The sequence below is a fragment of the Streptomyces sp. NRRL B-24484 genome (genome assembly GCF_000717715.1).
Taxonomy (GTDB): Bacteria; Actinomycetota; Actinomycetes; order Streptomycetales; family Streptomycetaceae; genus Kitasatospora.
This window is the reverse complement of sequence record NZ_JOAI01000003.1, coordinates 216,829-241,744: the sequence shown is the minus strand read 5'-3', so window position 1 is coordinate 241,744 and position 24,916 is coordinate 216,829. Positions and strand designations below refer to the sequence as shown.

The 24,916-nt window shown below is 74.2% G+C and carries 19 protein-coding genes and 2 pseudogenes; 17 read left to right on the top strand and 4 right to left on the bottom strand.

Annotated features, from left to right (window positions below):
- The first annotated feature begins 217 nt into the window (after positions 1 to 217).
- Both IE98_RS48890 and IE98_RS42010 read left to right on the top strand, forming a co-directional pair.
- Positions 218 to 415, top strand: a complete 198-nt coding sequence (locus IE98_RS48890) for a hypothetical protein (RefSeq protein WP_159400827.1) — start codon at positions 218 to 220, stop codon at positions 413 to 415.
- Positions 388 to 1,050 carry an IS3 family transposase gene (locus tag IE98_RS42010; RefSeq protein ID WP_078660765.1) on the top strand — a complete coding sequence of 221 codons (663 nt, stop codon included), beginning with the start codon at positions 388 to 390 and terminating at the stop codon, positions 1,048 to 1,050. Before IE98_RS48890 ends, IE98_RS42010 begins: the two co-directional genes overlap by 28 nt.
- A 39-nt stretch (positions 1,051 to 1,089) precedes the next feature.
- Here the strand turns inward: IE98_RS42010 and IE98_RS45950 are convergent.
- Together IE98_RS45950 and IE98_RS42005 are read right to left on the bottom strand one after the other, a co-directional pair.
- A pseudogene (locus tag IE98_RS45950) lies at positions 1,090 to 1,545 on the bottom strand (ISAzo13-like element transposase-related protein); the annotation flags it as partial.
- Between the two features lie 30 nt (positions 1,546 to 1,575).
- A pseudogene (locus IE98_RS42005) lies at positions 1,576 to 1,965 on the bottom strand (transposase); the annotation flags it as partial.
- 174 nt (positions 1,966 to 2,139) lie between these two features.
- Between IE98_RS42005 and IE98_RS0104435 the strand changes: the two are divergent.
- The 4 genes from IE98_RS0104435 (at position 2,140) to IE98_RS0104420 (ending at position 6,938) form a co-directional block, all read left to right on the top strand.
- Positions 2,140 to 2,859 carry an ABC transporter ATP-binding protein gene (locus tag IE98_RS0104435; protein ID WP_030264388.1) on the top strand — a complete coding sequence of 240 codons (720 nt, stop codon included), beginning with the start codon at positions 2,140 to 2,142 and terminating at the stop codon, positions 2,857 to 2,859.
- A complete protein-coding gene (locus IE98_RS0104430) occupies positions 2,856 to 5,552 on the top strand; it encodes an FtsX-like permease family protein (RefSeq protein ID WP_030264385.1) in 2,697 nt (898 codons plus the stop codon). Before IE98_RS0104435 ends, IE98_RS0104430 begins: the two co-directional genes overlap by 4 nt.
- A gap of 97 nt (positions 5,553 to 5,649) precedes the next feature.
- Positions 5,650 to 5,997, top strand: coding sequence for a PadR family transcriptional regulator (locus IE98_RS0104425; RefSeq protein WP_030264383.1), 348 nt, complete (start codon positions 5,650 to 5,652; stop codon positions 5,995 to 5,997).
- Positions 5,994 to 6,938, top strand: a complete 945-nt coding sequence (locus IE98_RS0104420) for a hypothetical protein (RefSeq protein ID WP_030264380.1) — start codon at positions 5,994 to 5,996, stop codon at positions 6,936 to 6,938. The genes IE98_RS0104425 and IE98_RS0104420 overlap by 4 nt, the downstream gene beginning before the upstream one ends.
- Here IE98_RS0104420 and IE98_RS44245 read toward each other — a convergent pair.
- The gene (locus IE98_RS44245; protein WP_030264378.1) at positions 6,935 to 7,339 is read right to left on the bottom strand and encodes a hypothetical protein; all 405 of its coding nucleotides are present in this window, start codon (positions 7,337 to 7,339) and stop codon (positions 6,935 to 6,937) included. The genes IE98_RS0104420 and IE98_RS44245 overlap by 4 nt on opposite strands.
- Positions 7,340 to 7,642: 303 nt before the next feature.
- On the opposite strand from IE98_RS44245, the gene IE98_RS0104410 reads away from it, so the two are divergent.
- The 5 genes from IE98_RS0104410 to IE98_RS0104390 all read left to right on the top strand — a co-directional run bounded on the left by IE98_RS0104410 (position 7,643) and on the right by IE98_RS0104390 (position 12,184).
- Entirely contained in the window at positions 7,643 to 8,347 is a 705-nt protein-coding gene (locus IE98_RS0104410; protein ID WP_030264376.1) for an SDR family NAD(P)-dependent oxidoreductase, read from the top strand.
- 474 nt (positions 8,348 to 8,821) lie between these two features.
- Positions 8,822 to 9,727, top strand: coding sequence for an ABC transporter ATP-binding protein (locus IE98_RS0104405; protein ID WP_043173381.1), 906 nt, complete (start codon positions 8,822 to 8,824; stop codon positions 9,725 to 9,727).
- Positions 9,724 to 10,470, top strand: coding sequence for an ABC transporter permease (locus tag IE98_RS0104400; RefSeq protein ID WP_030264374.1), 747 nt, complete (start codon positions 9,724 to 9,726; stop codon positions 10,468 to 10,470). Before IE98_RS0104405 ends, IE98_RS0104400 begins: the two co-directional genes overlap by 4 nt.
- The gene (locus IE98_RS0104395) at positions 10,467 to 11,585 is read left to right on the top strand and encodes a sensor histidine kinase (RefSeq protein WP_030264373.1); all 1,119 of its coding nucleotides are present in this window, start codon (positions 10,467 to 10,469) and stop codon (positions 11,583 to 11,585) included. Before IE98_RS0104400 ends, IE98_RS0104395 begins: the two co-directional genes overlap by 4 nt.
- A complete protein-coding gene (locus tag IE98_RS0104390) occupies positions 11,582 to 12,184 on the top strand; it encodes a response regulator transcription factor (RefSeq protein WP_030264372.1) in 603 nt (200 codons plus the stop codon). Before IE98_RS0104395 ends, IE98_RS0104390 begins: the two co-directional genes overlap by 4 nt.
- Positions 12,185 to 12,207: 23 nt before the next feature.
- On the opposite strand, the gene IE98_RS0104385 is transcribed toward IE98_RS0104390, so the two are convergent.
- The gene (locus IE98_RS0104385; protein ID WP_030264370.1) at positions 12,208 to 14,229 is read right to left on the bottom strand and encodes a B12-binding domain-containing radical SAM protein; all 2,022 of its coding nucleotides are present in this window, start codon (positions 14,227 to 14,229) and stop codon (positions 12,208 to 12,210) included.
- Positions 14,230 to 14,544: 315 nt separating this feature from the next.
- Between IE98_RS0104385 and IE98_RS0104380 the strand changes: the two genes are divergently transcribed.
- The 6 genes from IE98_RS0104380 (at position 14,545) to IE98_RS0104355 (ending at position 24,916) form a co-directional block, all read left to right on the top strand.
- A complete protein-coding gene (locus IE98_RS0104380) occupies positions 14,545 to 15,615 on the top strand; it encodes an LLM class flavin-dependent oxidoreductase (RefSeq protein WP_199922866.1) in 1,071 nt (356 codons plus the stop codon).
- Positions 15,616 to 15,982: 367 nt separating this feature from the next.
- Entirely contained in the window at positions 15,983 to 17,965 is a 1,983-nt protein-coding gene (locus IE98_RS0104375; protein ID WP_159400826.1) for a hypothetical protein, read from the top strand.
- A complete protein-coding gene (locus tag IE98_RS0104370; RefSeq protein ID WP_052390110.1) occupies positions 17,958 to 19,607 on the top strand; it encodes a TOMM precursor leader peptide-binding protein in 1,650 nt (549 codons plus the stop codon). The genes IE98_RS0104375 and IE98_RS0104370 overlap by 8 nt, the downstream gene beginning before the upstream one ends.
- Complete coding sequence (locus tag IE98_RS0104365; protein WP_030264352.1) at positions 19,604 to 21,217, top strand: nitroreductase family protein; 1,614 nt, start codon at positions 19,604 to 19,606, stop codon at positions 21,215 to 21,217. The genes IE98_RS0104370 and IE98_RS0104365 overlap by 4 nt, the downstream gene beginning before the upstream one ends.
- On the top strand, positions 21,217 to 23,874 hold the full coding sequence (locus IE98_RS0104360; protein ID WP_030264349.1) for a lantibiotic dehydratase: 2,658 nt from the start codon (positions 21,217 to 21,219) through the stop codon (positions 23,872 to 23,874). The genes IE98_RS0104365 and IE98_RS0104360 overlap by 1 nt, the downstream gene beginning before the upstream one ends.
- Positions 23,867 to 24,916 (top strand): lantibiotic dehydratase C-terminal domain-containing protein, encoded by a 1,050-nt coding sequence (locus IE98_RS0104355; protein ID WP_030264346.1) that lies wholly within the window; start codon positions 23,867 to 23,869, stop codon positions 24,914 to 24,916. Before IE98_RS0104360 ends, IE98_RS0104355 begins: the two co-directional genes overlap by 8 nt.

Genomic DNA, 24,916 nt, shown 5'->3' with positions numbered 1-24,916 from the left:
ATCGCCGTGAAGTTGAACACGCGGCCCCGGAAGACCCTCGACTTCGACACGCCGGCCGATAGGCTGGAGCCCCTGTTGCGCTGACGGGTTGAGTGCACCGGCGTGTTTTTTGCCCGGGAGATCGACCGTCCCCGGACGAGGCCGAGCAGGTGATCGACCACCTGTGAGACGGCTTCGGTGTCGATCTCCCCCAGAGGGGGTACCCCCAGTGTGCCGGGTGCTGGAGCTGTCTCCCTCGACGTACTTCGCGCGCAAGACACGCCCGAAGTCCGCCCGCCGCCTGCGCGACGAGGAGCTGATTCCGCTGGTCACAGCCGCGCGGGAGGACTCCGGCCGCACCTGCGGCGCCCGGCGCATCACCGCGCGCTGGTCCGCGCCGGCCACCGGGTGGCCCGCTGCACGGTCGAGCGGCTGATGCGCGAGCTCGGCATCGAGGGCGTCATCCGCGGGCAGCGCCGCCGCACCACCGTCCCGGAGCTCACCGCGCCGCGCCCGCCGGACCTGGTCAACCGCCGGTTCACCGCCGAGCGCCCGAACCAGCTGTGGCCGGCCGACCTGACCTACGTGCGGGCCTGGTCCGGGTGGGTCCACGTGGCGTTCGTCCTGGACGCGTACTCGCGTCGGATCGTGGGCCGGCGGGCCGCCACCCACATGCGCACCGACCTGCCGCTGGACGCGCTGGAGATGGCGCTGTGGCGGCAGAGGATCAAGAAGGGCGCCGACCTCATTCATCACAGCGACCGCGGGTCGCAATACGTATCCATTCGCTACACAGAGCGACTGGCCGAGGCCGGCGCCCCGGCGTCCGTGGGTTCCGTCGCCGATTCGTACGACAATGCGATGGCCGAGGCCCTGAACGGCACGTTCAAAGCCGAACTGATCGAACATCAGGGGCCATGGCGGGACTTCGACGAGGTCGAGCGGGCCGTCCTCCAGTGGGTCGCGTGGTACAACGGTGAACGACTCCACTCCGCCCTCGGCCACCTGCCACCAGACGAGTACGAACAGGCGTACTGGGCGAGACCGGAGCAAGTCCCGCAGGCCGCTTGATCACACGATCGCGGACTCTACGAAAGTCGGGGCAGCTCACTTGACGGTGCCCTGGAGGCTGTAGCCCAGGCCGTACAGCAGGCGCCCGACGGTTGCGGCACTGATCGGGTGGCCCTGTGGCGTGAGGGTCGAGGCCGGGGTCCGCAGCGACAAGGTGGTCCATCGCAGCGGCGAGACGGGATCACCTTGAGTGTGCGGCTCGATCAGCGCCTCGAGCGCCGCCGGCAGGCCGGGGTCGGTGACTGTCAACGGCTTGCGGCCGGCTCCCGCAGCCCGGACCCTCCGCGTCGGCATCGGGTTCCCGGCCGGCTCGGTGACGCCGCGCGAGACGGTGGAAGCACTGGTCCCGGAGGCTGCAGCCACCAGGGCGATCCCGCCGTGGCCGATCGCCACGGCCTCGCTGGCCAGGTGGAGCCGACGGCGCCGCTCATCGAGATGCGGCAGGATCCGGTCGAACTTGGCCCGTAACGCGATGACGGGCGGACGCACTGTCATGGTCCACCCTCCCACCAACTCATGCTGGACAAGCATTAATTGAGATACAAGCCCGGCGGTGCCGGAGTACTGCCGCTGGACGCCGGCCGACCGCACGCCCTTCTTCGGGAAGCCGGTGTCGTCCACGATCGGCACGCCGCCCGGATCGGCCAGGTGCTCGGCGACGTACTCGCGCACGTCGCCGAGCACCCCGTCGGCGTCCCAGTCGATCCGGTTCAGCAGCCGCTGGATCCGGTCCGGTCCGCCATGGCCGGCCTCCTCGGCCACCGTCCAGCCGTTCTTGCGCTCCAACGGGGCCGGCAGGCCACGCATGCAGGCCAGCGCCGACTCCCGCGACTCGCTCCGCGCGAACCGGTGCGCAAACCGCTCGTGCAGCCCGGCCGGCCCGTCCGACCAGCGACGAGCATCGACCTCGGATATGTCCCCACCCGTGAACGGCCCAACGAGCGAACACGACAACCGTCACGGCAAGCACCGTTGCAGTACTAGGCTCTATAGGTCGCTAGACTGCTTATCTCGCTCGCTTGAGTATCCATCGACGACCGGCTATACATACTCGGTATGCAAAATGTTCCACTGTTTCGAGGGGGAGCCGTGTCTGGATCGGATGCGCAGGTCGTCCTGCGCCTGGAGAGGGTCGGCCGGGTGCACGGCGGCGGCGCGGGGGAGGTGTCCGCGTTGCGCGAGGTGGATCTCGCCGTGCGTGCGGGCGAGTTCGTCGCGGTGATGGGGCCGTCCGGCTCGGGGAAGTCGACGCTGCTGGCGCTGGCCGGCGGGCTGGACCGGCCCACCACCGGGCGGGTGCTGGTCGAGGGGGTGCCCCTGGACGGGCTGAGCCGGCGCCGGCTCGCCGACGTGCGGCGCCGCTCGGTGGGCTACGTGTTCCAGGACTACAACCTCGTCCCGGCCCTGACCGCCGCCGAGAACACCGCACTGCCAAGAGAGCTGGACGGAGCCTCGGCCCGCACCGCCCGGCGGGAGGCGCTGGCGGCGCTGACCGAACTCGGCATCGCCGACCTGGCGGACCGCTTCCCCGACGCCATGTCGGGCGGCCAGCAGCAGCGGGTGGCGATCGCCCGCGCCCTGATCGGCGAACGCCGACTGGTCCTGGCGGACGAGCCGACCGGCGCGCTGGACTCCGCGACCGGAGACGCCGTCCTGGAGGTCCTGCGCGGACGCTGCGACGCCGGGGCGGCGGCGGTGATGGTCACCCACGACCCGGCACACGCCGCCTGGGCGGACCGGGTGGTCTTCCTGCGCGACGGCCAGATCACCGACGAATCGGTGCAGCCGCGGATCGAGGCCGTCCGATGAGCGCCGGATCGTGGCGGGCCGCGCTGCGGATCGCCCGCCGGGACGCGTGGCGGGCCAAGGGCCGCAGCGCCCTGGTACTGGCCATGGTGGCGCTGCCGGTGCTCGGTGTCGCCGGCGCCGACGTGGTCCACCGCAGCGGGCAGTTGACCGCCGCCGAACGCTCCGACCGGCTGATGGGCCGGGCGGACGCCCTGATCGGGGCGTACGCGCCCGGCCGGGCCGTCGAGCAGGCAGTCTTCCCCGACGACGGGGTCCGCACCCTGCCGCAACCGGCCGGCGCCGGGCAGGTGCCCACGCCGGACGGCGAACCCGCCGCGCTGCTGGCCACGTTGCTGCCGCCCGGCAGCACCCTGGTGCCGGCCCGTACCGGACCGGTGACCGGGGTGCACACCCCGGAGGGCCTGGTGCCGACCGGAACCTTCGAGGCCGACCTGACCGGCCCGCTCTGGCAGGGCCGGCTGAACCTGGTGGCGGGCCGCGCGCCCGCCGCCCCGCAGGAGGCCGCCGCGACCCGGGAGTTCCTTGCCGAGAGCGGACTGCACCTCGGCGACCCGGTCACCCTCCAGGGTCTCGAGTCTGCGCCGCTCACCCTGACCGGCACCGTGGAGGACCCCGGTGACCTGCGGAAGGTCGAACTCGTCGCCCGGCCGGACACGCTGTACGGGGCGCTGGACGCCGCCCAGGCCGCCGCCGGGCTCGCACCGCTGGGCAACGGGGCGCAGGAGGCCGCCGCCCGCAAGGCCGCCTGGCTGGTCGAGCTGCCCGCCGGAGCCACCCTCGACTGGGACCGGGTACGGGAGTTCAACCGCCACGGCTACACGGTGGCCGCCCGGCAGGTGGCCCTGCACCCGCCCGCCGCGGCGATGGAGCGCGAGGAGGCGTTCGGCGCCGCCGACCAGCGCGAGCGCACCGTGATGGCCGCGGCCACCACGGCCGCCCTGGCACTGCTGGAGGTCGCGCTGCTGGCCGGACCCGCGTTCGCGATCGGCGCCCGGCAGGCCAGGCGCCAACTCGCCCTGCTCGGTGCGGCGGGCGGACGGCCCGAGCACGTCCGCGCGGTGGTGCTGGCCGGCGGCCTCGTCCTCGGTGCGGCCGGGGCCGCGCTCGGCACCGCCCTCGGCTGCGCGGCCGTCGCGCTGTTGCGCCCCTGGATCGAGCAGGCCGGCGGCAGCCGCTTCGGGCACCTGGCCCTGCGCCCGACAGACCTGCTGCTGATCGCCGCCACCGGCATCGCCACCGCCCTGCTGGCGGCCCTGCTGCCCGCCGTCCAGGCCGGCCGCCGCGACGTGCTCGCCGCCCTGACCGGCCGCGACACCGTCCGCCCGGCGGGGCGGTGGGTGCCGCTGCTCGGAGCGGCCACCGTGGCCGCGGGCGCCGGACTCGCCCTGCACGGGGCCGTCGCCGGACAGGTCGGCGGACCGCCCGTGGTCGCCGGACTGTCCGTCCGCACCCTGTCGGTGCTGGGCGGCGCGGTCACCGCCGAACTCGGGCTGCTGCTGCTCACCCCACTGCTGCTGGCCCTGTGCGGCCGGCTCGCCGGCCGGCTACCGCTCGGCGCCCGACTAGCCCTGCGCGACACCGCCCGGCACCGCTCCCGCACCGCGCCCGCCGTCGCCGCGGTCCTCGCCGCCGTCGCCGGTGCGGTCGCCGTCGGCGTGTACACCACCGGGTCCGAGGCCCAGGACCGGGCGGCCTACCAGCTCCGGCGACCGGTCGACTCCGTCCAACTGGAGACGTACGGCGACGCGGCCGCGCTGCCGCAGCTTCGCACCGCGCTCGCCCAGGACCTGCCGGACCTCGGCGAACGCGCCGACCTCTACCAGGCCGAGTACGTCTTCTGCCAGGGCTGCCGGGCCACCGTCCACGCCGAGGGCGGCCAACGCTACGGACGGACCGTCACCACCCCGTTGCTGGTCGGCGACGCCGCGGTCCTGCACAACCTGTTCGCCCTGCACGACCCGGCCGCCGAGGCCGCGCTCGCCGCCGGCAAGGCCGTCGTCACCGACCCCGCCTACCTGCACGACGGTCGGGTGCTGCTGCAGATGCAGGGCGCCGGCGGCGCGGTACGGCAGGAGAGTGTGGACGGCGTCCTCGTCGAACGGCCCGCCGACCGGCGCTACGCGCCGCTGGTCGTCGGCGCGCAGACCGTCCAGCGGTTGGGCGGCCTGTCGGTGGAGCCCACCGGATCAATCTGGCTGCCCGCCGCCCCCACCCCCGAGAAGGCCGAACGACGGGCCGCCGCCACCGTCGCCCGGCTCGCCCCGCATGCCACCCTCGAGGTGGAACGCGGCTACCGGCCGACCAACAGCCTGATCGGAGTGGCACTGAGCTCTTTCGCCGCCGTCGTGGTCCTCGGTGCGGCCGTGGTCGCCACCGCGCTCGCCGCGGCCGACGCCCGCCGCGACCGGGCCGTGCTCACCGCGATCGGCGCCCGACCGCGCACCCGGCGCACCCTGGCCGGACTCCAGGCCGGCCTGATCGCCCTGCTCGGCGCCCTGCTCGGCACCGCCGCCGGTGCCGTCCCGGCCTTCGCCCTGCTGCGCTCGCGCGCCGCCGGACAGCCGGGCGCACCCGCGGTCCACCTCGCCGACGCGCCCTGGCCGACCATCGCCCTGCTCGCCGTGGTGCTGCCGCTGCTGGCCGCCCTGCTCGGAGCCGCCCGCCGGGACCACACCGGCCCCTGGCGCGGATAGCCGGCAACCCGACCGGCCCGCTGCCCGGGTGGCCGACCGGCCGCCCGGGCAGTCGCGCGCTGGCACCGATACGCAGCTCGGCGGTATATGTAGTCGTATGACAGAACGCGCGATGCAGGAATCCACCCTGCTGCTGCTCACCGCCCTCGCCGACGCCCCCCGGCACGGATACGCGCTGATCAAGGAGATCGACGCGATCTCCGGCGGGCGGGTGACGATGCGCACCGGCACCCTCTACGGGGCGCTCGACCGGCTGCTCCAGCAGGGCCTGATCGAGGTCGCCGCCGAGGAGGTCGTCGACGGCCGGGCCCGACGCAGCTATGCCCTCACCGGCGCCGGACGCGACGTCCTGGCCACCGAGGCCGAACGGCTGCGCGCCGTCGCCGCCGAGGCCCAGCGCCGCCTCGGCGGCCCCGCGGTCCACACCCGCCGGGCCCTCGCGTGACCGCCCGCACGGTGGCCCTGCGCACCGCCCTCGCCGCCTACCCGGCGCACTACCGCCGCGACCGCGGAGTCGAACTCGCCGAGGTCTTCGCCGACACCACCGCCGACGCCGGCCGGCTCGCGACCGCCCGCGAAGCACTCGACCTCGCCGCCTACGGCCTGCGGCTGCGCACCCGCCTGACCGCCACCACCCTCGGCGGCCGACTCCTCGCGACTGCCGCGCCCCTCCTCGCCGGCGCCCTGCTCGGTGCCGGCCCCGTCCCCGGACTCGCCGACCCCCGAACCCACGAGATCCGCGTCGCCGCCAGGTCCGGCCTGGCCCCGCCCTGGGCCGACCTGCCCGACCAACTCGCCGTCCTCGGCCTGACCGTCGTCCCCGCCCTGCTCGCCGCCGCGGCCGCCCTCGGAGCCTGGCGCGCCGCCCGCGTCCTGGCCGTCGCCGTCGCCCTGCTCGGCGCCCTGCGGATCGCCCTCGCGGCGCAGGACGCCCCGACCGGTTGGTGGGTGCTCTACACGGCGACCGCCCTGATGCCGTACCTCGCCGGCGGCGCCTTGCTGCTCGCCGCCCCGCCCGCCCTGCTCGACGAACCGCGACGCCACGCCCGGCCGCTCTTGGTGCTCGCCGGCGCGGCCGCCGGCTTCGCCGCGACGCAGGTGCAGGGGGGCTACGACACCCGGCACCTGATGGACGGGTGGCGGCCGCTCCTCCTGCTGCTCGCGCCCCTGCTGCCGGCCGTCCTGTGCGCGGCCCGCGGCCGGCTCGACGCCGCAGCCGCCGGGCTCGCCCTGCTGCCGCTGACCGCCGCCTTCAGCCTGTTCAGCCTCTGGCAGCAGGCCGGCGGAGTCCTCGGCCTGCTGCCATGGGCGGCCGCGAGCGCGTCGGCCCTGGCCGCCGCAGCGCGCCTCCTGGCAGGCCGTCACTCGCGAGCGGCGGTCAGCTAGTACTCCAGTGAGAAATCGTGCTCTGAGCTGGTTCTTCTTCGGTAGTGGCAGTGGCGGGCGATGGCTTGGTGGTGCCGGCGCGAGTAGGACCAGTTCAGGGCGTGTTGGCGGTGGTCGCGGTCGGGCCGGGGGCGGGGCAGGAGAGCGTCCAGGAGCCGTCGGATCTCTGCCACGGTGAGTGCAACGGTGCTGGTCGGGTCGTTTCTGCAGTTTCCCGGACGGACGTGTTCCGCCGGCGTCACGGGCGGGACTCCGGCGGCAGTCCCTCGTCCGAAGCGCAGGTACCGGGCGACCGACCGGGCCGGGACCTCGTTGCCGTCGCCGGTGACGACGCGGTCCCACCACGCCCCGTGGAGCCGCTCGAAGCGGTAGCCGGCGAGCAGGTCGGCGGCGGCGCGCACGGCCTCGGGGCGCTCCGTAGGGCACGCAGTCCCACAGCACGTTGCCGCCTCCCACGTGCAGTTCGTCCCCCTCCCCGAGACGGGGACGATCCGTACGCCCTGGTGTGGCGCCGCGACGCCGAGAACGAGCTCATCCGGGCCCTCGCCCGGACCGTCCGCGACATCGGCGCGCTGCACTTCCGAGCTCCCCTGCGTACAGCCCGCAGCTGCGCCGATCGATTAGCGTGCAGAGTGGGGCACGGAAGAGTCCGGCCGGTGCCGGGCCGCCTCGGGACCGACCGATCCGGAACGACGGGGGAGACGATGGATGCCACTGCGCCGGTCGCGCTGGTCACGGGCGCGAACCGGGGGATCGGCCACGAGACGGCTCGCCGGCTCGCCGAACTCGGCCACACCGTCCTGCTGTGCGCCCGGCGGGCAGCGGACGCCGAGCGTGCCGCCGCGGAACTCGCCGAGCTGCCCGGTGCCGTACTCCCGCGGCGGCTGGACATCACCGACGCGGACGGCGTGGACGCGCTGGCCCGTTCCGTGGAGGCGGAGTTCGGCCGACTCGATGTGCTGGTCAACAACGCCGCCATCAACTACGACCCCGCCGAACGGGCCGTCGACGTCGATCTCGACGAGGTCCGCCGCACCTTGGAGACCAACCTCTTCGGCGCCTGGAAGATGGTGCAGGCATTCCGCCCGCTGCTCGGCCGTTCCGCCCGTCCGCGGGTGGTCAACGTGTCCAGCGAGTCGGGTTCACTGGCGGAGATGACCGGTGGGGAGCCGGCGTACGGGATCTCCAAGGCGGCACTGAACGCGCTCACCCGCAAGCTCGCCGACGAACTGCGCGCGGAGCGGATCCTGGTCAACGCCGTCTGCCCCGGCTGGGTCGCCACGGACATGGGCGGCCCGGGCGGCGGCCCGGTCGAAGCGGGCGCCGCCCACCTGGTCTGGGCCGCGACGCTGCCGGACACCGGCCCCACCGGAGGCTTCTTCCGGGACGGCAGGCCGTTGCCCTGGTGAGGCGCGCCGGACGGCCGCCGATGTCGGCCGTGCAGGCATCAGAACCGATCGGCAGCGGCTGCCGGGCCGAGAACCCGCCGCGGCCACTCGGCGGCCTCCTCCTCCACGGGGCCACGGCGCCACGGCGCCACCGCGCCACCCTGGCCGAGCACGGCCACACCGTTCCACCATCCACCGCACGGTTCCGCACCCCGGCAGACGTGATGGCCTTCCTCGCACCGGAAGCCAACCCCGAGATCAAATCAGCATGCTGATTCTCTGCGAGCCCTCAACCCTCCGGACGATCGAACCTCGGCGTCCGGCGTCGTGGTCACCCGCTCGGGCGACACGGCGTTCGCCCGGTTGCGACGGACGGCAGAGCCGACCCTTGACACGTCGCGCCGGGTGCTCCGCCCGTCCGTTGACAATTGTCATTCACCGTCGGTGACGCGGCGTCACTACCGGTGGCGGGCGGCCCGCGCGAGGCTGACGGCCATGGGGACGACACGGGCGGTGATGACCGCCGAGGGGCTGCGGTACCGGTACGGCGAGCGCCTCGCGCTGGACGGGGTGGACCTGCGGGTCGACCCGGGGGAGTGCGTGGCGCTGCTCGGCCCGAACGGTGCCGGGAAGTCGACGCTGGTGTCGCTCACCGTCGGGCTGCTCGCCCCGCAGCAGGGCTCGGTGCAGGTGCTCGACGGTGATCCGCGTCGTGCGGCGACCCGGCGGCGGCTCGGCGTGGCGCAGCAGACGCTCGGCCTTCCGAACACGCTGACCGTCGGCGAGCTGGTGACCGGCGCCGCCGTCCGCGGCGGACTGCGGGCCTCGGCCGCCGGCCCGGTGCTGGCGGAGCTCGGACTGGCCGAGCTGCGGCGCCGGCGCGTGCCGAAGCTGTCGGGCGGCCAGAAGCAGCGGGTCCAGCTGGCGATGGCCCTGGTCACCGATCCGGCCCTGCTGGTGCTCGACGAACCGACCGTGGGCCTGGACACCGCGGCCAGGCGGCACTTCTGGGAGATCCTGGCACGCCGCCGGGCGCAGGGCACCGCGGTGCTGGTGACCACGCACCTGATCGAGGAGTCGGCCGCGGTCGCGGACCGCGTGGTGGTGCTCGACCGGGGCCGGATCCTGGCCGACGCGCCCCCGGAGGAGCTGGTGGCCCGGCTGCCGGACCGCACCGTGACCGTCCGGACCCGCCTCGACCCGCGGGAGGTCGAGCGGCTGCCGGGTGCGCTCTCGGTCACCGCGGAGCAGGAGCTGATCCGGATCCGGACGCGCTCGCCCGAGGACCTGTTGCGGGTGCTGCTGGACCGCGACGAGCAGCTGTCGGAGTTGCGGGTGCAGGACGCGGGCCTGGAGGAAGCCGTGCTCGCGCTGACGGACACGGCGGAGGCGGCACGGTGAGCGCGACGGCGGTACGGATCTTCGGGGTCGAGCTGCGGGACGAACTGCGGGCGATCGTCCGCGAGCCCACCTCGCTGTTCTTCAGCATCCTCATGCCCGTCGGGTTCTTCGTGCTGTTCGACCTGCTCTACGGCCACGAGGTCACCCAGGGCGTCACGGCCGGCACCGCGATGGTGGCCACCTTCGGCACCTACGGTGTGATCACGGTGGCCGCGCTGCAGCCGGGCATCGGGGTCGCGCAGGACCGCGACCTCGGGTGGCTGCGGACGAAGCGGGTCTCCGCCGTGCCGGTCGTGATCAGCCTCGCCGCGAAGGCCGCGGCCGCACTGCTGTACGCGGTGGGGGTGCTGGTGCTGATGGGGGCGGCCGCCGCGGCCTTCGGCACCCTGCACGCCTCGGCCGGGCAGCTCGTGCGGGTGGCGGTGGTCCTGCTGCTGGGCACGGTGCCGTTCACGCTGGTGAGCGTGGCGGTCGGCCTGCGGTTCCGCACCAGTGCGACGATCGCGCTGCTCAATGCGCTGCTCTTCCCGCTGGCGGTACTGTCGGGGCTGTGGATCCCGCTCCAGTTCCTGCCGCAGACGGTGCGTCAGATCGCCAGGTTCCTGCCGACGTACCACCTCGCCCGACTCGGGCTCGCCCAACTGTCCGGGGGAGGGGTGCTGATCCACGTCCTGGCCCTGCTGGTGACGACGGCGGCGGCGCTCGGACTGGCGGTGCTGGCCCATCGCCACGCCCGGACGTGACCGCCCCGAGGGCGGCCGCCGCCGGCTCGCGCACTGCAGGCCTGCGGACGTGGGAGTGGGTCCACCTCGGCTATCTGCTGTTCGTCCCCGCGCAGCCGTACTTCTCGCCCACCCCGGCCCGGTGGGAGTGGCCGCTGGCGATCGCGGTGTGCGCGGCCACGGCCGGGCTGTACGCGGTGAAGCTGCTGCGCGGGCCGGCCGCGCGGCACGTCTGGACGGCGGTCGTGCCGATGGCCGCGATCGGCGCGCTGGCGACCCCGTTCAACACCAACGCGAGCGTGCTGTTCGTCTACGCGGCGGCCGTCGCGGGCGACACCCTGTCCTGGCGGGAGGCGCGCCCGTGGTTCGCGGCGCTGACCGTCCTGAACAGTGCCGCCGCCGCGGTGTCGAGGGTGCCGATGCCCTACCGGCTGTGGGGGTTCCTGTCGGCGTCCGTACTGATCTGGGTCGTCGGCCTGCTCGAACTGCGCCAGCGCGACCGGTTCCAGGAGTGGGAGAACGAGCGGCTGCGCACCTCCCAGGTCGAGCTGCTGGCGACGCTCGCCGAGCGCGAGCGGATCGCCCGCGACCTCCACGACCTGCTCGGGCACTCGCTGACCGCCGTGGTGATGCGCGCCCAGCTGACCAAGGAACTGGTGCCCGTCGACCCCGACCGGGCGCGCGCCGAGGCCGAGGAGATCGAACGCAATGCCCGCGAGGCGCTGGCCGCGGTGCGCAGCACCGTCACCGGCTGGCGCCGGACCACCGTCCGCAGCGAACTGGAGTCGGCGCGGCGGGCGTTGGCCGGGACGGGGGTGAGCCTCGGCGTCGACTGCGACGACGGGCTGCTGCTGGTCGCGGAGGTCGAGCACGAGCTGGGGCTGGCGCTGCGCGAGGCGGTGACCAACGTTGCCCGGCACGCGCGGGCCACCCGCTGCCGGATCGGACTGGACGCGGACGAGGGGAGAGTGCGGCTGGTGATCGCGGACGACGGGATCGGGGGCTCGGCCCCGGAGGGCACCGGGCTGACCGGGCTGCGGGAGCGGATCGCGAAGGTCGGCGGTGCGGTGCAGCGCAGCGGCACGGCCGGCACGACGCTGACCATCACCGTTCCACTGAAGGCGGCGGCCCGGTGATCCGGGTGGTGCTGGCCGAGGACCAGGGGATGGTGCTGGGCGCCTTCGCCGCCCTGCTGGACCTGCAGCCCGACATCACGGTGGTGGCGACGGCGACCAACGGCGACGATGCGCTGACCGCCGTCCGCGAACACGGCCCCGACGTGCTGGTGACCGACATCGAGATGCCCGGCCGCACCGGCCTCGACCTGGCCGCGGAGCTGAACCGGACGGCCGACCCCGTCCGGGTGCTGATCGTCACCACCTTCGCCCGCAGCGGCTACCTGCGCCGGGCGGTCGACGCGGGGGTGGCCGGCTACGTACTCAAGGACGCGCCGATCGGTGAACTCGCCGCGGCCCTGCGCCGGGTGCACGCGGGCGAGCGGGTGGTCGCGCCGGAGCTCGCGGTCGCCGCGTGGGACGCGGCCGATCCGCTGACCGACCGGGAGCGCGAGCTGCTGCGTGCGGTCGCGGAGGGGGCGGGCAATGCGGAGATCGCGGCGCGGCTGTGCCTGGCCGAGGGCACCGTGCGCAACTACCTGTCCACCGCGATGGCCAAGCTGGGCGCGCGCAACCGTACGGACGCGGCCAGGACGGCACTGTCGCGCGGCTGGTTGTGACCGCGGAGCCCGCGCCGGGACCCTCAGGCGGGGACGAGCGGCCCCCGGGCCGGTCCGGGGGCCAGGTCGAACAGGAGGTCGTGCAACGGTCGGCCGGTGCCGTGCCAGATGGAGAGCGCGTAGACGCTGATCGGGTAGTGGACCCAGCGCGCCGGGGCCCACACGGTGCCCCGCACGGTGGCGCCCCGGCCGCCGGCGTCCAGTCCGGAGGGCACGTCCCCGGCTTCCACCAGCAGGTCCCAGGCCCTGCGCGGCACCGCGAACCCGGCCTCGTCCAGGTCGCCGCGCAGGCTGGCCCGCAGGATCGTCGTCGCCGCGATGTCCAGCGTCAGCGCGCCGTCGACCAGCCTGCGGTCGATCTCGTGGCCGGCGGCGGCCAGCCGGTCGCACAGCCGGCCGACCGCGGTGGTGAGCAGGTCCGTCGCGGTGCGTTCCGTGCCGACGGCGCGGCACAGCAGCGCCTGGAAGTGCACCTCCTCGGGCACCACCACGCGGTCGCCGATCACCGTCCGCAGCAGCGCGCTGTCCAGGTCGGCGGGCTCCCGGTGGGCGGCGGCCACGTTGCGGGCGACGGCGCGCAGGAAGGGGTCGGCGCAGTCCTCCAGCAGGAAGGACCACAACTGCTCGCACAGGTCGACCATGCGCACACCGGTCGTGGCGTGGACGACGCGCAGCGCGCAGCGCAGCAGGATCTTCTGGAAGAGAGTCATGGAGACCCGGAACGCCATGCCGCGCACCCATTCCTCGGCGGTCATGCGGTCGTGGCCGACGACGACCTCGGCGACGAGCTCGGGGTTGGTGACGTCGCCCGGCATCCGTCGCGTCGTCAGCCCGTGCTCGTCCCGGAAGGACTCCCGGGAGTACTCGGTGTTGTTGAGCAGCAGCAGCGGATAGATCACCGGTGAGCCGCCCGCGGTCAGCACCTCCTCGACCCCGGCCAGGTAGGAGTCGTAGCTCTCTCCCGGCAGGCCCCAGATCAGGTCGGTGTAGGTGGGCACGTCCAGTGCGCGGAAGCGGGCCAGCAGCCGGCGGTAGTGGTCGGTCCGGATGTTGGCGCGGTTGGCGATCTTCAGCACGTCGGGGTCGAAGGACTGCGCGGACAGCGTGATCGCGCCGGTGAGTTCGGCGGCGTGCAGCATGCCGGCGATCTCCACGATGCGGTCGTTGCCGTTCTTGGCCCAGTTGGTGCTGATGACCAGCCGCTTGCCGTGGCGGCGGGTGAGTTCCACGATGCGTTCGGCGATCTGCCGGTCCCGGGCGACGATGCCGAAGTTGGCGTCCGCGATGAACAGGGTGGCGTCCGTCGGCATCAGCCGGACGAGCCGGTCCAGTTCGCCGAAGATCCGGTCCAGGTCGAACTGGCGCACCTTGGAGTTGGTGGCGCCGCCCCAGTAGCAGAAGGCGCACTTGTAGGGGCAGCCGCGGTTGGTCTCGTAGACGATCATCGACGAGCCGGCGATCTCCTCGTCGGAGTAGACCGGGGTCAGGATCGGCGAGACGACCTGCTCGAGATCGGTGATCCGGTCCGCGTCCGCGGTGGTGACGACGGCGCCGTCGGACCAGTGGCTGATGCCGGGGACGGCGGCGAGGTCGCCGCCGGCCAGGAAGCAGCGGATCAGGTCGCGGAAGCGCAACTCGCCCTCGCCGTGCACCAGCACGTCCACCCAGGGGGCCTCCGCGAACAGCGGGTCCTGCTGGTGGCTGACGTCGTTCCCGCCGAGCACGACGCGGCAGTCCGGCCAGCGCTCCTTCACCCGGCGGGCCAGCTCCAGGGACTGGGCGCGGTTCCAGAAGAACACCGTCAGCGCGACGGCGAACGGCTCGTCCCAGGAGTCCAGCAGCTCGGTCACGGCCCGGTCGCCGCCGGTCTGCTCGCGCACGTTGATCCGGAAGTCGCAGGCGTCGTCGAGCACCGGGTCGGCGACCGCGGTGGCCTTCAGATAGCCCAGGGTGACGCTGTACCGGACGCCGCGCATCGCGGTGAACTCGACGAGCTGGACGGTCCGCTTCTTCGCGGCCGCCCCGGCCGGCCAGGTGGAGGTCATGGCTTCCCATCCGTGCAGTCGGCAAGGGACACACACGCTCGCAGCGTGCCGTGGCGCCGTCAATAACGCGCGATTTGTAGCGTAAGTATCCCGGAGGATACCGGCCGCGAGCCGGAATACCTTTCCTGTGGCGGCTCCCTATGTTGGATATTGACGACTTCCGTGGCTCGATGTAGCGTCGGCCGAGATCCCCCGCCCTGCACCAACTGGCCTGTGTTGCACACAGGCTGACCTCGGGACGGGTGGATGGCCACTGCAGGCGTCGATCGCGCGGATATCCCGGGGAATTCCCGGGGGAATCCGGTTCAGGGAGTGGTGTCGTTGCGCTTCGGTCTGTCCTTTCTTCCCGACTGCCCGCCCGGGACGAAATCTCCGCAGAGCTATTTCAGCGACGCGCTGGAATTGTCCGTCCGGGCCGAGCTCGGCGGCCTGGATTCCATCAAGATGACCGAGCACTACCTCCACCACTACGGCGGATACTGCCCGAGCCCGCTGGGATTCCTCTCCGCGGTGGCCGCCCGGACGACCTCGGTCAGGCTGATGACCGGCTGCGTCCTGCCGGTGTTCCACCACCCCGTCCAGCTGGCCGCGGAGGCCGCCCAGGTGGACGCGATCAGCGGCGGCCGGCTGGACGTGGGCTTCGCCCGGGCCTACCTGCCAGACGAGTTCGACACGCTGGGCGTACCCATGGAGGAGAGCACCGACCGCTTCCGGGAGACCGTCCGGGCGGTGCTGCGCCTGTGGACCGAGGAAGAGGTGAGCGAGGACACGCCGTTCTTCGCCTACCGCGACGTGACCGGTCTGCCGCGGCCCACCCAGCGGCCGCACCCGCCGGTCTGGGGAGCCGCGGTGCGCACGCCCGAGAGCTTCACCTGGCTGGGCACGGAGGGACTGGGGCTGCTGATCACCCCGTTGATCTCGCCGCACGAGTTCCGCGACCACCTGGGCCTCTACCGCGACGCGTTCAACGCCGCGCACGCCGGCACCGGGCTCCGCCCCCGGGTCGCCGCCAGCCTGCCGCTGGTCGTCGCCGGCACCGACGCGGAAGCGGAGCGGATCGCCGAGACCCACCTGCGGCGCTACCTGGACGTGTGGGCGCTGGCCGTGAACGCCTGGGACCGCCGCGAGTCCACGGCCTACCGGGGCTACTCCGGGTTCGGCTGGATGCTGCGCGGCCTCAAGCCCACCGAACTCTTCACCGAGGGGGGCGCGATCGTCGGCTCCCCGCAGACGGTCGTCGAGCGGATCCGCGCCTTCAACGACCACATCGGCGGCGTCGACCAGATCCTGTGGCAGATCGACTTCGGTGCGATGCCGCTCGCCGAGGCTGGGCAGACCCTGGAGCTCTTCTGCACCGAGGTGCTGCCCGAAGTGAAATCACTGTGACGACCCGTCACCCGCCGTCGTCGGTGACGGCGGGCTACGGCCTGACCGAGCTGTCCGCGTCCGGCGGCGCGAGCAGCTGTTGCTGCTGCTGCCCGTGCTGCTCCTGCACCTGAGCGGGGGCCGGAGCTCCCGTCGCGTGCCCGACGTCCCGTCGTCGGTGACGGCGGGCTACGGCCTGACCGAGCTGTCCGCGTCCGGCGGCGCGAGCAGCTGTTGCTGCTGCTGCCCGTGCTGCTCCTGCACCTGACCGGGGTGCTGATCCTTCCGGCACCCGCGCTCTAGCCGGTGCGTGTTCGTGAACGAGGACCGGGTGGCTCTCGGTCCTCATCCTGACCCGACATCAGTCCTGCCCGAAGAAGCGGTGGTCATGGAAGCAAACGTCGAGCGGATCCGGCCGCGGCTGCGCGGGGACGTGTACGTCATGCGCGTGCCCGAGGGCGCCTACATTCGCAGCAACCTGGGCGGATCGATGCTCAAGGGCGCGTCGACCTACGAGTGGATCCAGCGGATCGCACCGCTGCTGGACGGCACCAGGACCCTCGGCGAGCTGTGCGCGGCCGTGCCGGAGCAGAGCCGCGCAGCCCTGGCCAAACTGACCCTGCTGCTGCTGGGCAAGGGCTACGTGAAGAACGTCCTGGACGACCGACCGCACAACCTCTCCGCCGAGCTGGCCACCACCTACGCCGCCAACATCGCCTTCGTCGAGTACTTCACGGACTCGCCGGAGCTGCGCTTCGAGCGCTACCGCGACTCCACCGTCGTGCTGGCCGGCGCGGGCCCGCTGCTGCAGGCACTGGCCAACGCGCAGTTGCGCTCCGGTCTGCGCACCGCCCCGGTCGCACCGTTCGCCGAGTCCCCGTTCGACCGGGAGCGCGTCGCCGAGCACCTGGCCGCGGCCCGGCTTCTCGACCCCGACCAGCAGGTGACCTTCCTGGAGGACGCCGCCGACGAGCGGTTGGCGGCCGGTGCGGACATGGTGCTGCACGTCGCCGACCGGCCGATGATCGGGCGCGCCCTGCGGCTGCCGAGGGCCGCCCGCGCCGCCGGCGCCGCGTTCGCGCAGGCGGTCGCGGTCGGCGACGAGGCGTGGATCGGCCCGGTGATCGGCCGGGACGGCGACGCCACGGCCTGCGAGTCGGCCTGGCGGCGGCTGCACGCGCTCGCCCCGGACCTCGCGGGCGCCGACCTGCGCGACCACCCGGAGCTCGCGCCGAGCGACTTCCTGCGCGGCCCGACCGTCGCCCTGGTCGCCAACCAGCTCTGCTTCGCGGCCTTCCGCCACCTGACCGGCATCGACCGGGGACAGGCACCCGACCGGCTCGTCCGGTTCGACCTGGAGACCCTGGAGACCGGGACCCACGCCTTCCTGCCGCACCCGCTCGCGCTGCCCGCCGTCCCCGACGACCCGGCCAGGCCGGCCCTGCTCGCCGCCGCGCCGCCCGTCGACGACGAGGAGCTGGGCCGGCGCGCGGTGGAGTGCGTCGACGCCCGGACGGGCGTGTTCGCGGAGATCACCGAGCGCGACTACGAGCAGCTGCCGCTGTTCGTCAGCGAGGTCGTGGTCTCCGACCCCGTCGGCCTCGCCGGCGGCCCGTTCCCGGTGCACGGCTGCGGAGAGAGCGTCGTCGAATCGCGCCAACGGGCCGTGCGGCGCGCGTTCGAGCGCTACGCGGCGGTGATGGCGGACCCCCGCAAGGGCGAGCGCCTGCACGGCGTCGACGTGCTGACCGGGGAACCGGTGGAGGTCGAGGCGGCGGCGGTCTTCCCGGCGCGGACCGCGGCGTCCGGGCGCGACTGGGCCGAGGCGGTGCGCGCCGCGGTGGTCGCGGCGGCAGCATCCCGTGTCGGTGCGGCGCTCGCGACCGCGACCGGGCCGCTGCCGCGGCTCGACCTGGACGGCGCCGAGCTGACCGCCCGCGGCGCCCGCTACCGCAAGCTGCTGGAGATCGTCGACCAGCCCTTCGAGGTCCACGACCTCTCCGGGCTGCTCGGCCTGCCCACCTTCGCGTTCACCACCCCGGAGACCACCGTCGCCCGCACCTGCGCGTTCGACGCCGCCACCGCGCTGGAGCAGGGGCTGGAGCTGACGCTTCTCGCCCACCAGTCCCGCGCCGCGGACCAGCCCGGCTACGCGCCGGAGCCGGTGCCCGACCTGCCCGCGGAGCTGCGCGGAGGGCCGCGGGCGGCGGACGGCCCGGGCGCGGCCCGGCCGGGCGCGGTCACCCTGGAGGAGGTCGTGGCACGGCTGACGCGCGACGGCGGCCGCGTGGTGGCGGTGCCGCTCGACCACGATCCCGCCGTCGCCCGGCTGTGTCCGTTCGTGGCACAGGCCGTGGTCGTCCATGGCTGACCGCCCGCAGGTGCTGCTCGGACCCCACCGGGCGATCGTCGGACCGTGGCCGCCGGGCTGCCCCGACTGCCTGCGCACCCGACGCACCGCGGCGTCCGGCGAGGACCCCACCGCCCGGCCCGGCGCCGGGACGCGGCACCCCGAACTCCCGACCTTCCTCGCCGACACCGTCGCCGCACTGACCGGGGCCGAGCCGCAGGCCCGGCGCTACTGGGTGGTCGACACGGCCACCCTCGCACTGTCCCGGCACGGCTTCCTGGCCGACCCGCACTGCCCGACCTGCTCGACCGCCGTCCCCGACACCGCGGAGGGCGCGCGGATCACCCGCCGGGCCCGGGCCAAGCTCTCCCCCCGGTCGAGCCGGGTCCGCCGGCTCGACCCGGCCGCGCTGGAGGCGGTCTACGTCGACGGGCAGAGCGGCCTGATCCCGTCCGTCACCTCCTACACGCAGCACGCCTTCCCCTTCACCGAGGCCGTGCTGGCCGTGCCCGGCGTCTCCACCGACGCGTCCGGCTACGGCCGCACCCGCGACTTCGCGTCCGCGCGGGCCGTCGCCGTCGCCGAGTCGCTGGAGCGGCTGGCGGCCCACGCGCCCGCCCGTCGCACCGCCGTCCGGGCCACCTGGACGGAGGTGGCCACTGACGCTGTCGACCCCCGCACGCTCGGGCTCTACCCCGCCGACCGGTACCGCGTGCCGGGCTTCCGCTACCGGGAGTTCACCGAGGACGCGGTGGCGAACTGGGTCTGGGGCTGGTCGTTCGGCCGGGGCCGGCCGGTGCTCGTCCCGGAGGGCTTCGTCTACTACCGGCTGCGCAGCGGCGACGGCGAGGCCGGGTTCGCCTGCGAGATCTCCAGCGGCTGCGCCCTGGGCGGCTGCTACGAGGAGGCGGTGCTGCACGGCGTCCTCGAAGTCGCCGAACGCGACGCCTTCCTGACGGCCTGGTACGGCTGCACCCCGCTGCCCGAACTCGACCCGGCCGCCGCACCCGACCGCCGGATCCCGCTGGTGGCCGAGCGGATCGAGCGGCGGGGCTACCGGGTGCGGATCTTCGACAGCACCCGGGAGCACGGGATCCCCTCGTTCTGGACCTTCGCCGAGGACGTCACCGGCGACGGGCGGCCGAGGGCCGTGTCGACCGGCGGCAGCGGGCTGCAACCCGCCGAGGCCGTCCTCGCCGCGCTGCACGAGCTCAGCCAGACCGTCGAGTACGTGAGCCTGCTGGCCGCGGACCCCGGGTGGCGCGACCGCGCCCGGCACCTGGCCGGGCATCCGGACGAGGTCGTCACGATGGCCGACCACCTGCTCTGCGCGGCGGACCCGGACGGCTTCGACCGGTACGCGTTCCTGCTGGACGACCCGCCGGCCTCGACCTGGCAGCAGGGCGTCGAACGATGGCGGTGGCCCGAGCACGGCGAGATCGGCGCGGACCTGGACGAGGCCGTCCGCCGGTTCGCGGCCGCCGGCATGGACGTGGTCGCCGTCGACACCACCTCAACGGAACAGGCATCGGGAGGCTTCACATGCGTCAAGGTGATCGCACCGGGCTCGGTGCCGATGACCTTCGGCCACACGGCCCGTCGGGTGACCGGACTGCCCCGGCTCGGGCAGGTGCGCAACCCGCACCCGCACCCCTTCCCGTGACGGCGCCCCGCGACGGTGTCGGGCGGGAGTTCTGGCGGGTCAGCCTGGAGGACCTGCCCGAGGCGATGGCCGGCCGGCAGTCCGAGTACGGGAACCCGGACGAGCCGCTGAAGTTCAAGATCTACCGGGGCCTGCCGCGCCGCCCGCTGACCACCGCGCTGCCCGCCGAACTCGGCCCGGTGGACGCCCTCGACGGACCGGCCCTGTCCACCCTGCTGCACTACGGCTACGGCATCACCCGGCAGGAGTTCGACACCAACGGGACCTGGCCCTACCACCGGACGGTCGCCTCGGCACGCTGCCTCTTCGGCGTCCAGCTGTACGTGTGCCTCGCCGACGGCACCCACCACTACGACGCCCCGCACCACGCGCTGGTGCGGCTGCGCGAGGGCGACCACCGCCGGCTGCTCACCCGGGCGGCGGGAACCGGCGGCCCGATGCCGCAGGCCGTGCTCGTGCTCGCAGCCCTGCTGCCCAAGACCGCCTACATCTACCGGGACTACGCCTACCGCCTCTGCACCCAGGAGGCGGGACTGGTCGCCGGGAACCTCGACCTGGTCGCCCGGGCCATAGGCCTGCGGGCCCACGTCCACCACCAGTTCCTGGACGGGCCGGTCGGCAAACTGCTCGGACTCGACGGCGACGAGGAACCGGCCCTGCTGGTCCTGCCGCTCCACCTCGCCGACCCCGACGACGATGTTGGCACCGGCACCGGCACCGGCACGGCCGCCACCGGCAGCCGTCCGGCGGTCCGGCCGGTCGTGGAGACGGCCGCGGCGCTGGCCGCGACCATCGAGCCGATCGAGCCGCCGGTCGTCCCGAGCGGCCTGCACGTCCCCCGGGCCTGCCCGATGCTGACCGAAGTCGACCGGGCCTCCCTGCGCACCGACACCACGAGCTTCACGACCGCCGTCCCGGTCGCACCGGCCGCCACCGCCGCCACCGACGCCGAGCCGCTGCCGCTGCCCGCGGCCGAGGTCCCCGAGCCGGGCCTCGCCTGGGTGCTGCGCAGGCGCGACTCCGGGCCCGGCGTCTTCCGCCCGGTCGCCTCGCGGGTCGACGGCGTCGAGCTGTGGACGCGACTGGCCCGGATCCGCACCGGGCCGGTCAGCGACGCCGTCCCCGCCGGCACACCGGCCCCGCTGGAGATCTACCTGACCGTCGGCGACCTCACCGGCGTACCGCCAGGGGCCTACCGGCTCGACCCGGAGACCGGCGCGCTGCACCCGGTCGCCCGTGACGCCGCCGGCAGCACCGGCCCGAACGCGCTCACCGCGATCGAGCGCGCCACCATCCCCGGACCGGTCTTCACGCACATGAACGCCGTCGTCCACCTCGTCGGCGACCGCGACTGGGCGTTCGACACCTTCGGCGACCGCGGCTACCGCGTGATCAACCAGGAGGCCGGGATGCTCGCCCACCGCGTCTGCGTCGCCGCAGCCGCGCAAGGCCTGTCCGGCCGCGTCGTCAACGCCTACCACGCCGAAGGGGTCCGCGCCGCACTCGGCCTGACCGAGCGGCGCCACACCCCGGTCTTCCAGATCCTGCTGGCCAGGACGGGCCCCGGCGGACGCATGATCGTGCCCGTCCAACCCGAGGCGGTGGAGTGATGGAGAGCCTGCGCGAGGCCCGGACCGGCCCGATGCGGTACGGGCTCGGCCCGGCCGCCGTCGTCCGGCTCGCCGGAAGCCCGGCCGTCGTGCTGGACGGCCTGCGCTGCGACCGGAGCTGGGAGACCGCCCGGGAGCTGGTACGCCTGCGCGCCGAGATCTCCGACGCGGCCGGCCGGCTGTCGGCCCTGCTGCACGGGGCGATCGGCGCCCTCGGCGACGGCGAGGCGAAGGCCGGGCTGGTCGCCGTGCGACGGGCCGTCCACCGCGGCCGCCGCATCGGTCCCGCCCGGCTGGCCGACGTGCCTGCCGAGCTCACCGCCCCGCTGTGGCAGTGGTCCGCCCTGATCGCCGAACGCGACCGGCTGCAGGCCGAGTTGCCGCAGCAGCTGGAACAGGACTGGGCGGCGAGCTGCCGTGCGCTGCGCGACGCGGGCCGGCTGCCGGCCTTCCAACTGGGCCTGGTGCACGCCAACCCGGACATGTTCCTGGCCCTGCACAAGTGGCTGACCACCGGGCGCGCGCCGCAGCGCCAGAGCCTGCTGCGGCTCGCCCAGTACCTGGCCCGCTCCGCCGCCAAGACCAGCCCCTACTCCACCTTCACCAGCAGCGGACTCGCCGCCTGGAGCCGGTCCGAGGACCCCGTCGGGCCCGGAGGCCTCACGGAGGGCGGGCCCTCCGCGTCGACCGGCACCGAGGTCAGCATCGGCACGCTCCACCGGATCGCCCGCGCCGTCAGCGAACGCCCGGAGGTCGTCGGCGGCTGCCGGATCCGGATCAACCCGAGCGCCACCGTCGTCGACGACACCCTGGTCTTCCTCGGCCGCCGCCCGGTCGAGCACGTGCACGGCCTGGCGCTCACCCCGACGCTGCGCCGGGTGCTCGACGCGACCACGCACGGGACCACCCTGGACGACCTGCGCGGCGCGCTCCTGGCCCGGGCCACCGACGGACACCGGGCCGACGTCTTCCTGCGCCGCCTGGTCACCCTGGGCGTCCTGGAACTCGTCCCGCCGCTCGCCGACCAGTCCCCGGACCCGGTCGCCGAACTGCGCGCCTGGCTGCACCGGTTGCGGCAGCCCGGCCTGCAGACGCTGGACTGGACCCTGCACACGGTGCAGGAGGCCCTGTCGACCTACCCGACCATCGCCACCCCCGGGGCCAGGGTCGCCGTCCGCGACGCCGTCGTCCGCGGCCTGGACACCGCCCTGCGCGAGGCCGGCGACCACGCCCACCTGCACAACCCCAAGCTGGCCAAGGAGTTCGCCCGGTACAGCTTCTACGAGAACGCCGTCCACCCGGGCACCGCCGCCGTGCTGGACCTGGAGCAGTGGCAGCCCCTGCTGGACGACCTGGACGCGGTGCGCACCCTGCTCGGCCTGATCGGCCCCGACCTGCCCACCAAGCTGACCCTGAGCCGGCTCTTCCAGGACCGGTACCCGGCCGGGGCCGAGGTCCCGCTGCTGGTGTTCTACCGCGACGTCCTCACCGAGCGGGCCGGTGCCCCGGCGGCCGCCGACCGGGACGGCACCGACGGCGACGGCACCGACTCCGGAGGGAACGGCGACGCGCTGGGCGAGCTGCAGCGACTGCGCGCCGACGCCAAACGGCTGCTGGGCGGGCGGGCACCCGGCCCCGACGGGGTGGTCCGCATCGACCCGGAGGAGGTCCGCGCCCTCGCCGAGGCATGGCCGGCCTGGGTGCGCACCCCCACCTCCGTGGCGGCTTACTGCCAGCTCACCGACACCGCACCGGGCGCGGAGCTGGTGGTCAACACCGTCACCTGCGGGTTCGGCCGCGGCCGGAACCGGGTGCGGCAGATCCTGGACGGCCTCGACCTGCACAGCGACGCGCCCGCCGAACGGGGGCTCGCCGCCGGCCGCGACGACGTGCTCTTCGCCGAGTTCGAGGCCGTGGCCAGGTCCGCCGTCAACGTCCGGAAGCCCGGGGTGCGGCTGGTCGTCGACTACCCAGGGGTGCGCAGCGCGCGCGACCCGGAGGACCGGCTGCCCCTCAACGACCTGGCGGTGCGGCGCGGCGGCGACGGCATCCTCCAACTGGTGTCACGGCGACTGGGCCGACGGATCTGCCCCGTCCACCCCGGTCTCGGCGACCGGCTGCTGCCGCCCACCGCGCGGTTCATGGTCGAGGCCTTCGGCGAGTCCAACACCTGGTTCGGCGCGCACACCGAACTCCGGATGACCTCGGACCCGCGCGCCGACACCGGAGTGCGCCACCTGCCGCGGCTGACGGTCGGCACGGTGGTGCTGCGCCGCGCCATGTGGATGACCCGCGCGGACGGGATGCCGCGGCGCGCCGACGCCGCCTCCGACGCGGCCTGGATGCTGCGGACGGCCGCCTGGCTGGCCGAACACGGCATCCCCGAGCGGTGCTTCGTCACCGTGCTCGACCCGGCCGTCCTGGCCCCGGGCGGCGGTGGCAGGGGCGTCGGCGACCGGGGCCGGGGAAACGACACCAAACCCACCTACGTGGACTTCGCGAGCACGCTGCTGCTGCTCGGACTGGAACGCCGGCTCGCCGAGCCGAACGCGATCGTGCAGATCAGCGAGACCCTGCCGGACCCCGGCCGGATCCGCGGCGAGCGCGTCGCCGAGTACATCGTGGAACTCAACGAGCCCGGAGTCACCTATGTCTGACACGACCGACACGACCGCCATGCCCGCCGCGTCCGCGATGGCCGACGTGCCGGTACCGCCCGGACCGGCCGGCCGCACCTGGGTCAGCGCCCACCTCCACCACCACGGGGACCAGGACGCCGTGGTCGTCGGCGTCGTCCGGCCCGCCGTCGAACGGCTGCGCCGCGCCGGGCGGGCCGAGGGCTTCTTCTTCCTGCGCTACTGGGAGGGCGGCCCGCACCTCCGGCTGCGGGTGCGCACCCGTCCCGAGCAGGTGGCACAGGTCCGGTCCGTGATCGAGGAGACGGCCGCGGCGTTCCACCGCGCCTCGCCGTCGGAGACCCCGATGACCCCCCAGGAGTACGCCGCCTCCGCGCCTGGCCTGGCCGCCCTGGAACGGATGGCCGACTACGACACGGTGCTCCACCCGGACAACTCGGTCGCGTTCGTCGACTACCGGCCGGAGACCGGGGTGTTCGGCACCGGCCCCGCACTGGAGGCCGTCGAACGCCACCTGATGACGGCCAGCGCCCTCGCGGCGGAGCTGATCGCCCGTGGCCGCAAGCCCGGTCAGCGCGCCATGGACGCCTTCGCCCTGCTGGCCGCCAACCGCACCCTGTTCACCGGCATCCTGCCCGAACTCGCCTACCAGGCACGGTTCATGGTCGAGAGCGGCGGCCGGGCGGCGCAGCTGATCGGCACGCCGGAGTTCGAGCGGCACTACGAGGCCAACAAGGCCCAACTGCGCTCCACCCTGGAGGCGGTCTGGGCGACCACCCGCGGCGTGGCGCTGCCCGAGGGCTCGGTGGCGAACGCATGGCTGGAGAGCACCAGGGACCTGAACGACACCCTCGTCCGGCTGGAACTGCTCGGCAGGCTGGACGCGTACCCGGACTTCGAGGCGCCCGCCGACGTGCTGGACCACATCAACCACCTGGTGCCGCAGCTGATCGTCGAGCGCTGCGCCCACCTGATGTGCAACCGGCTCGGCATCGGCCTGGCCCAGGAGTCCCACCTGCGCCTGCTGCTGACCCGGACGGCCTTCGACCTGTGTGCGGTGTGA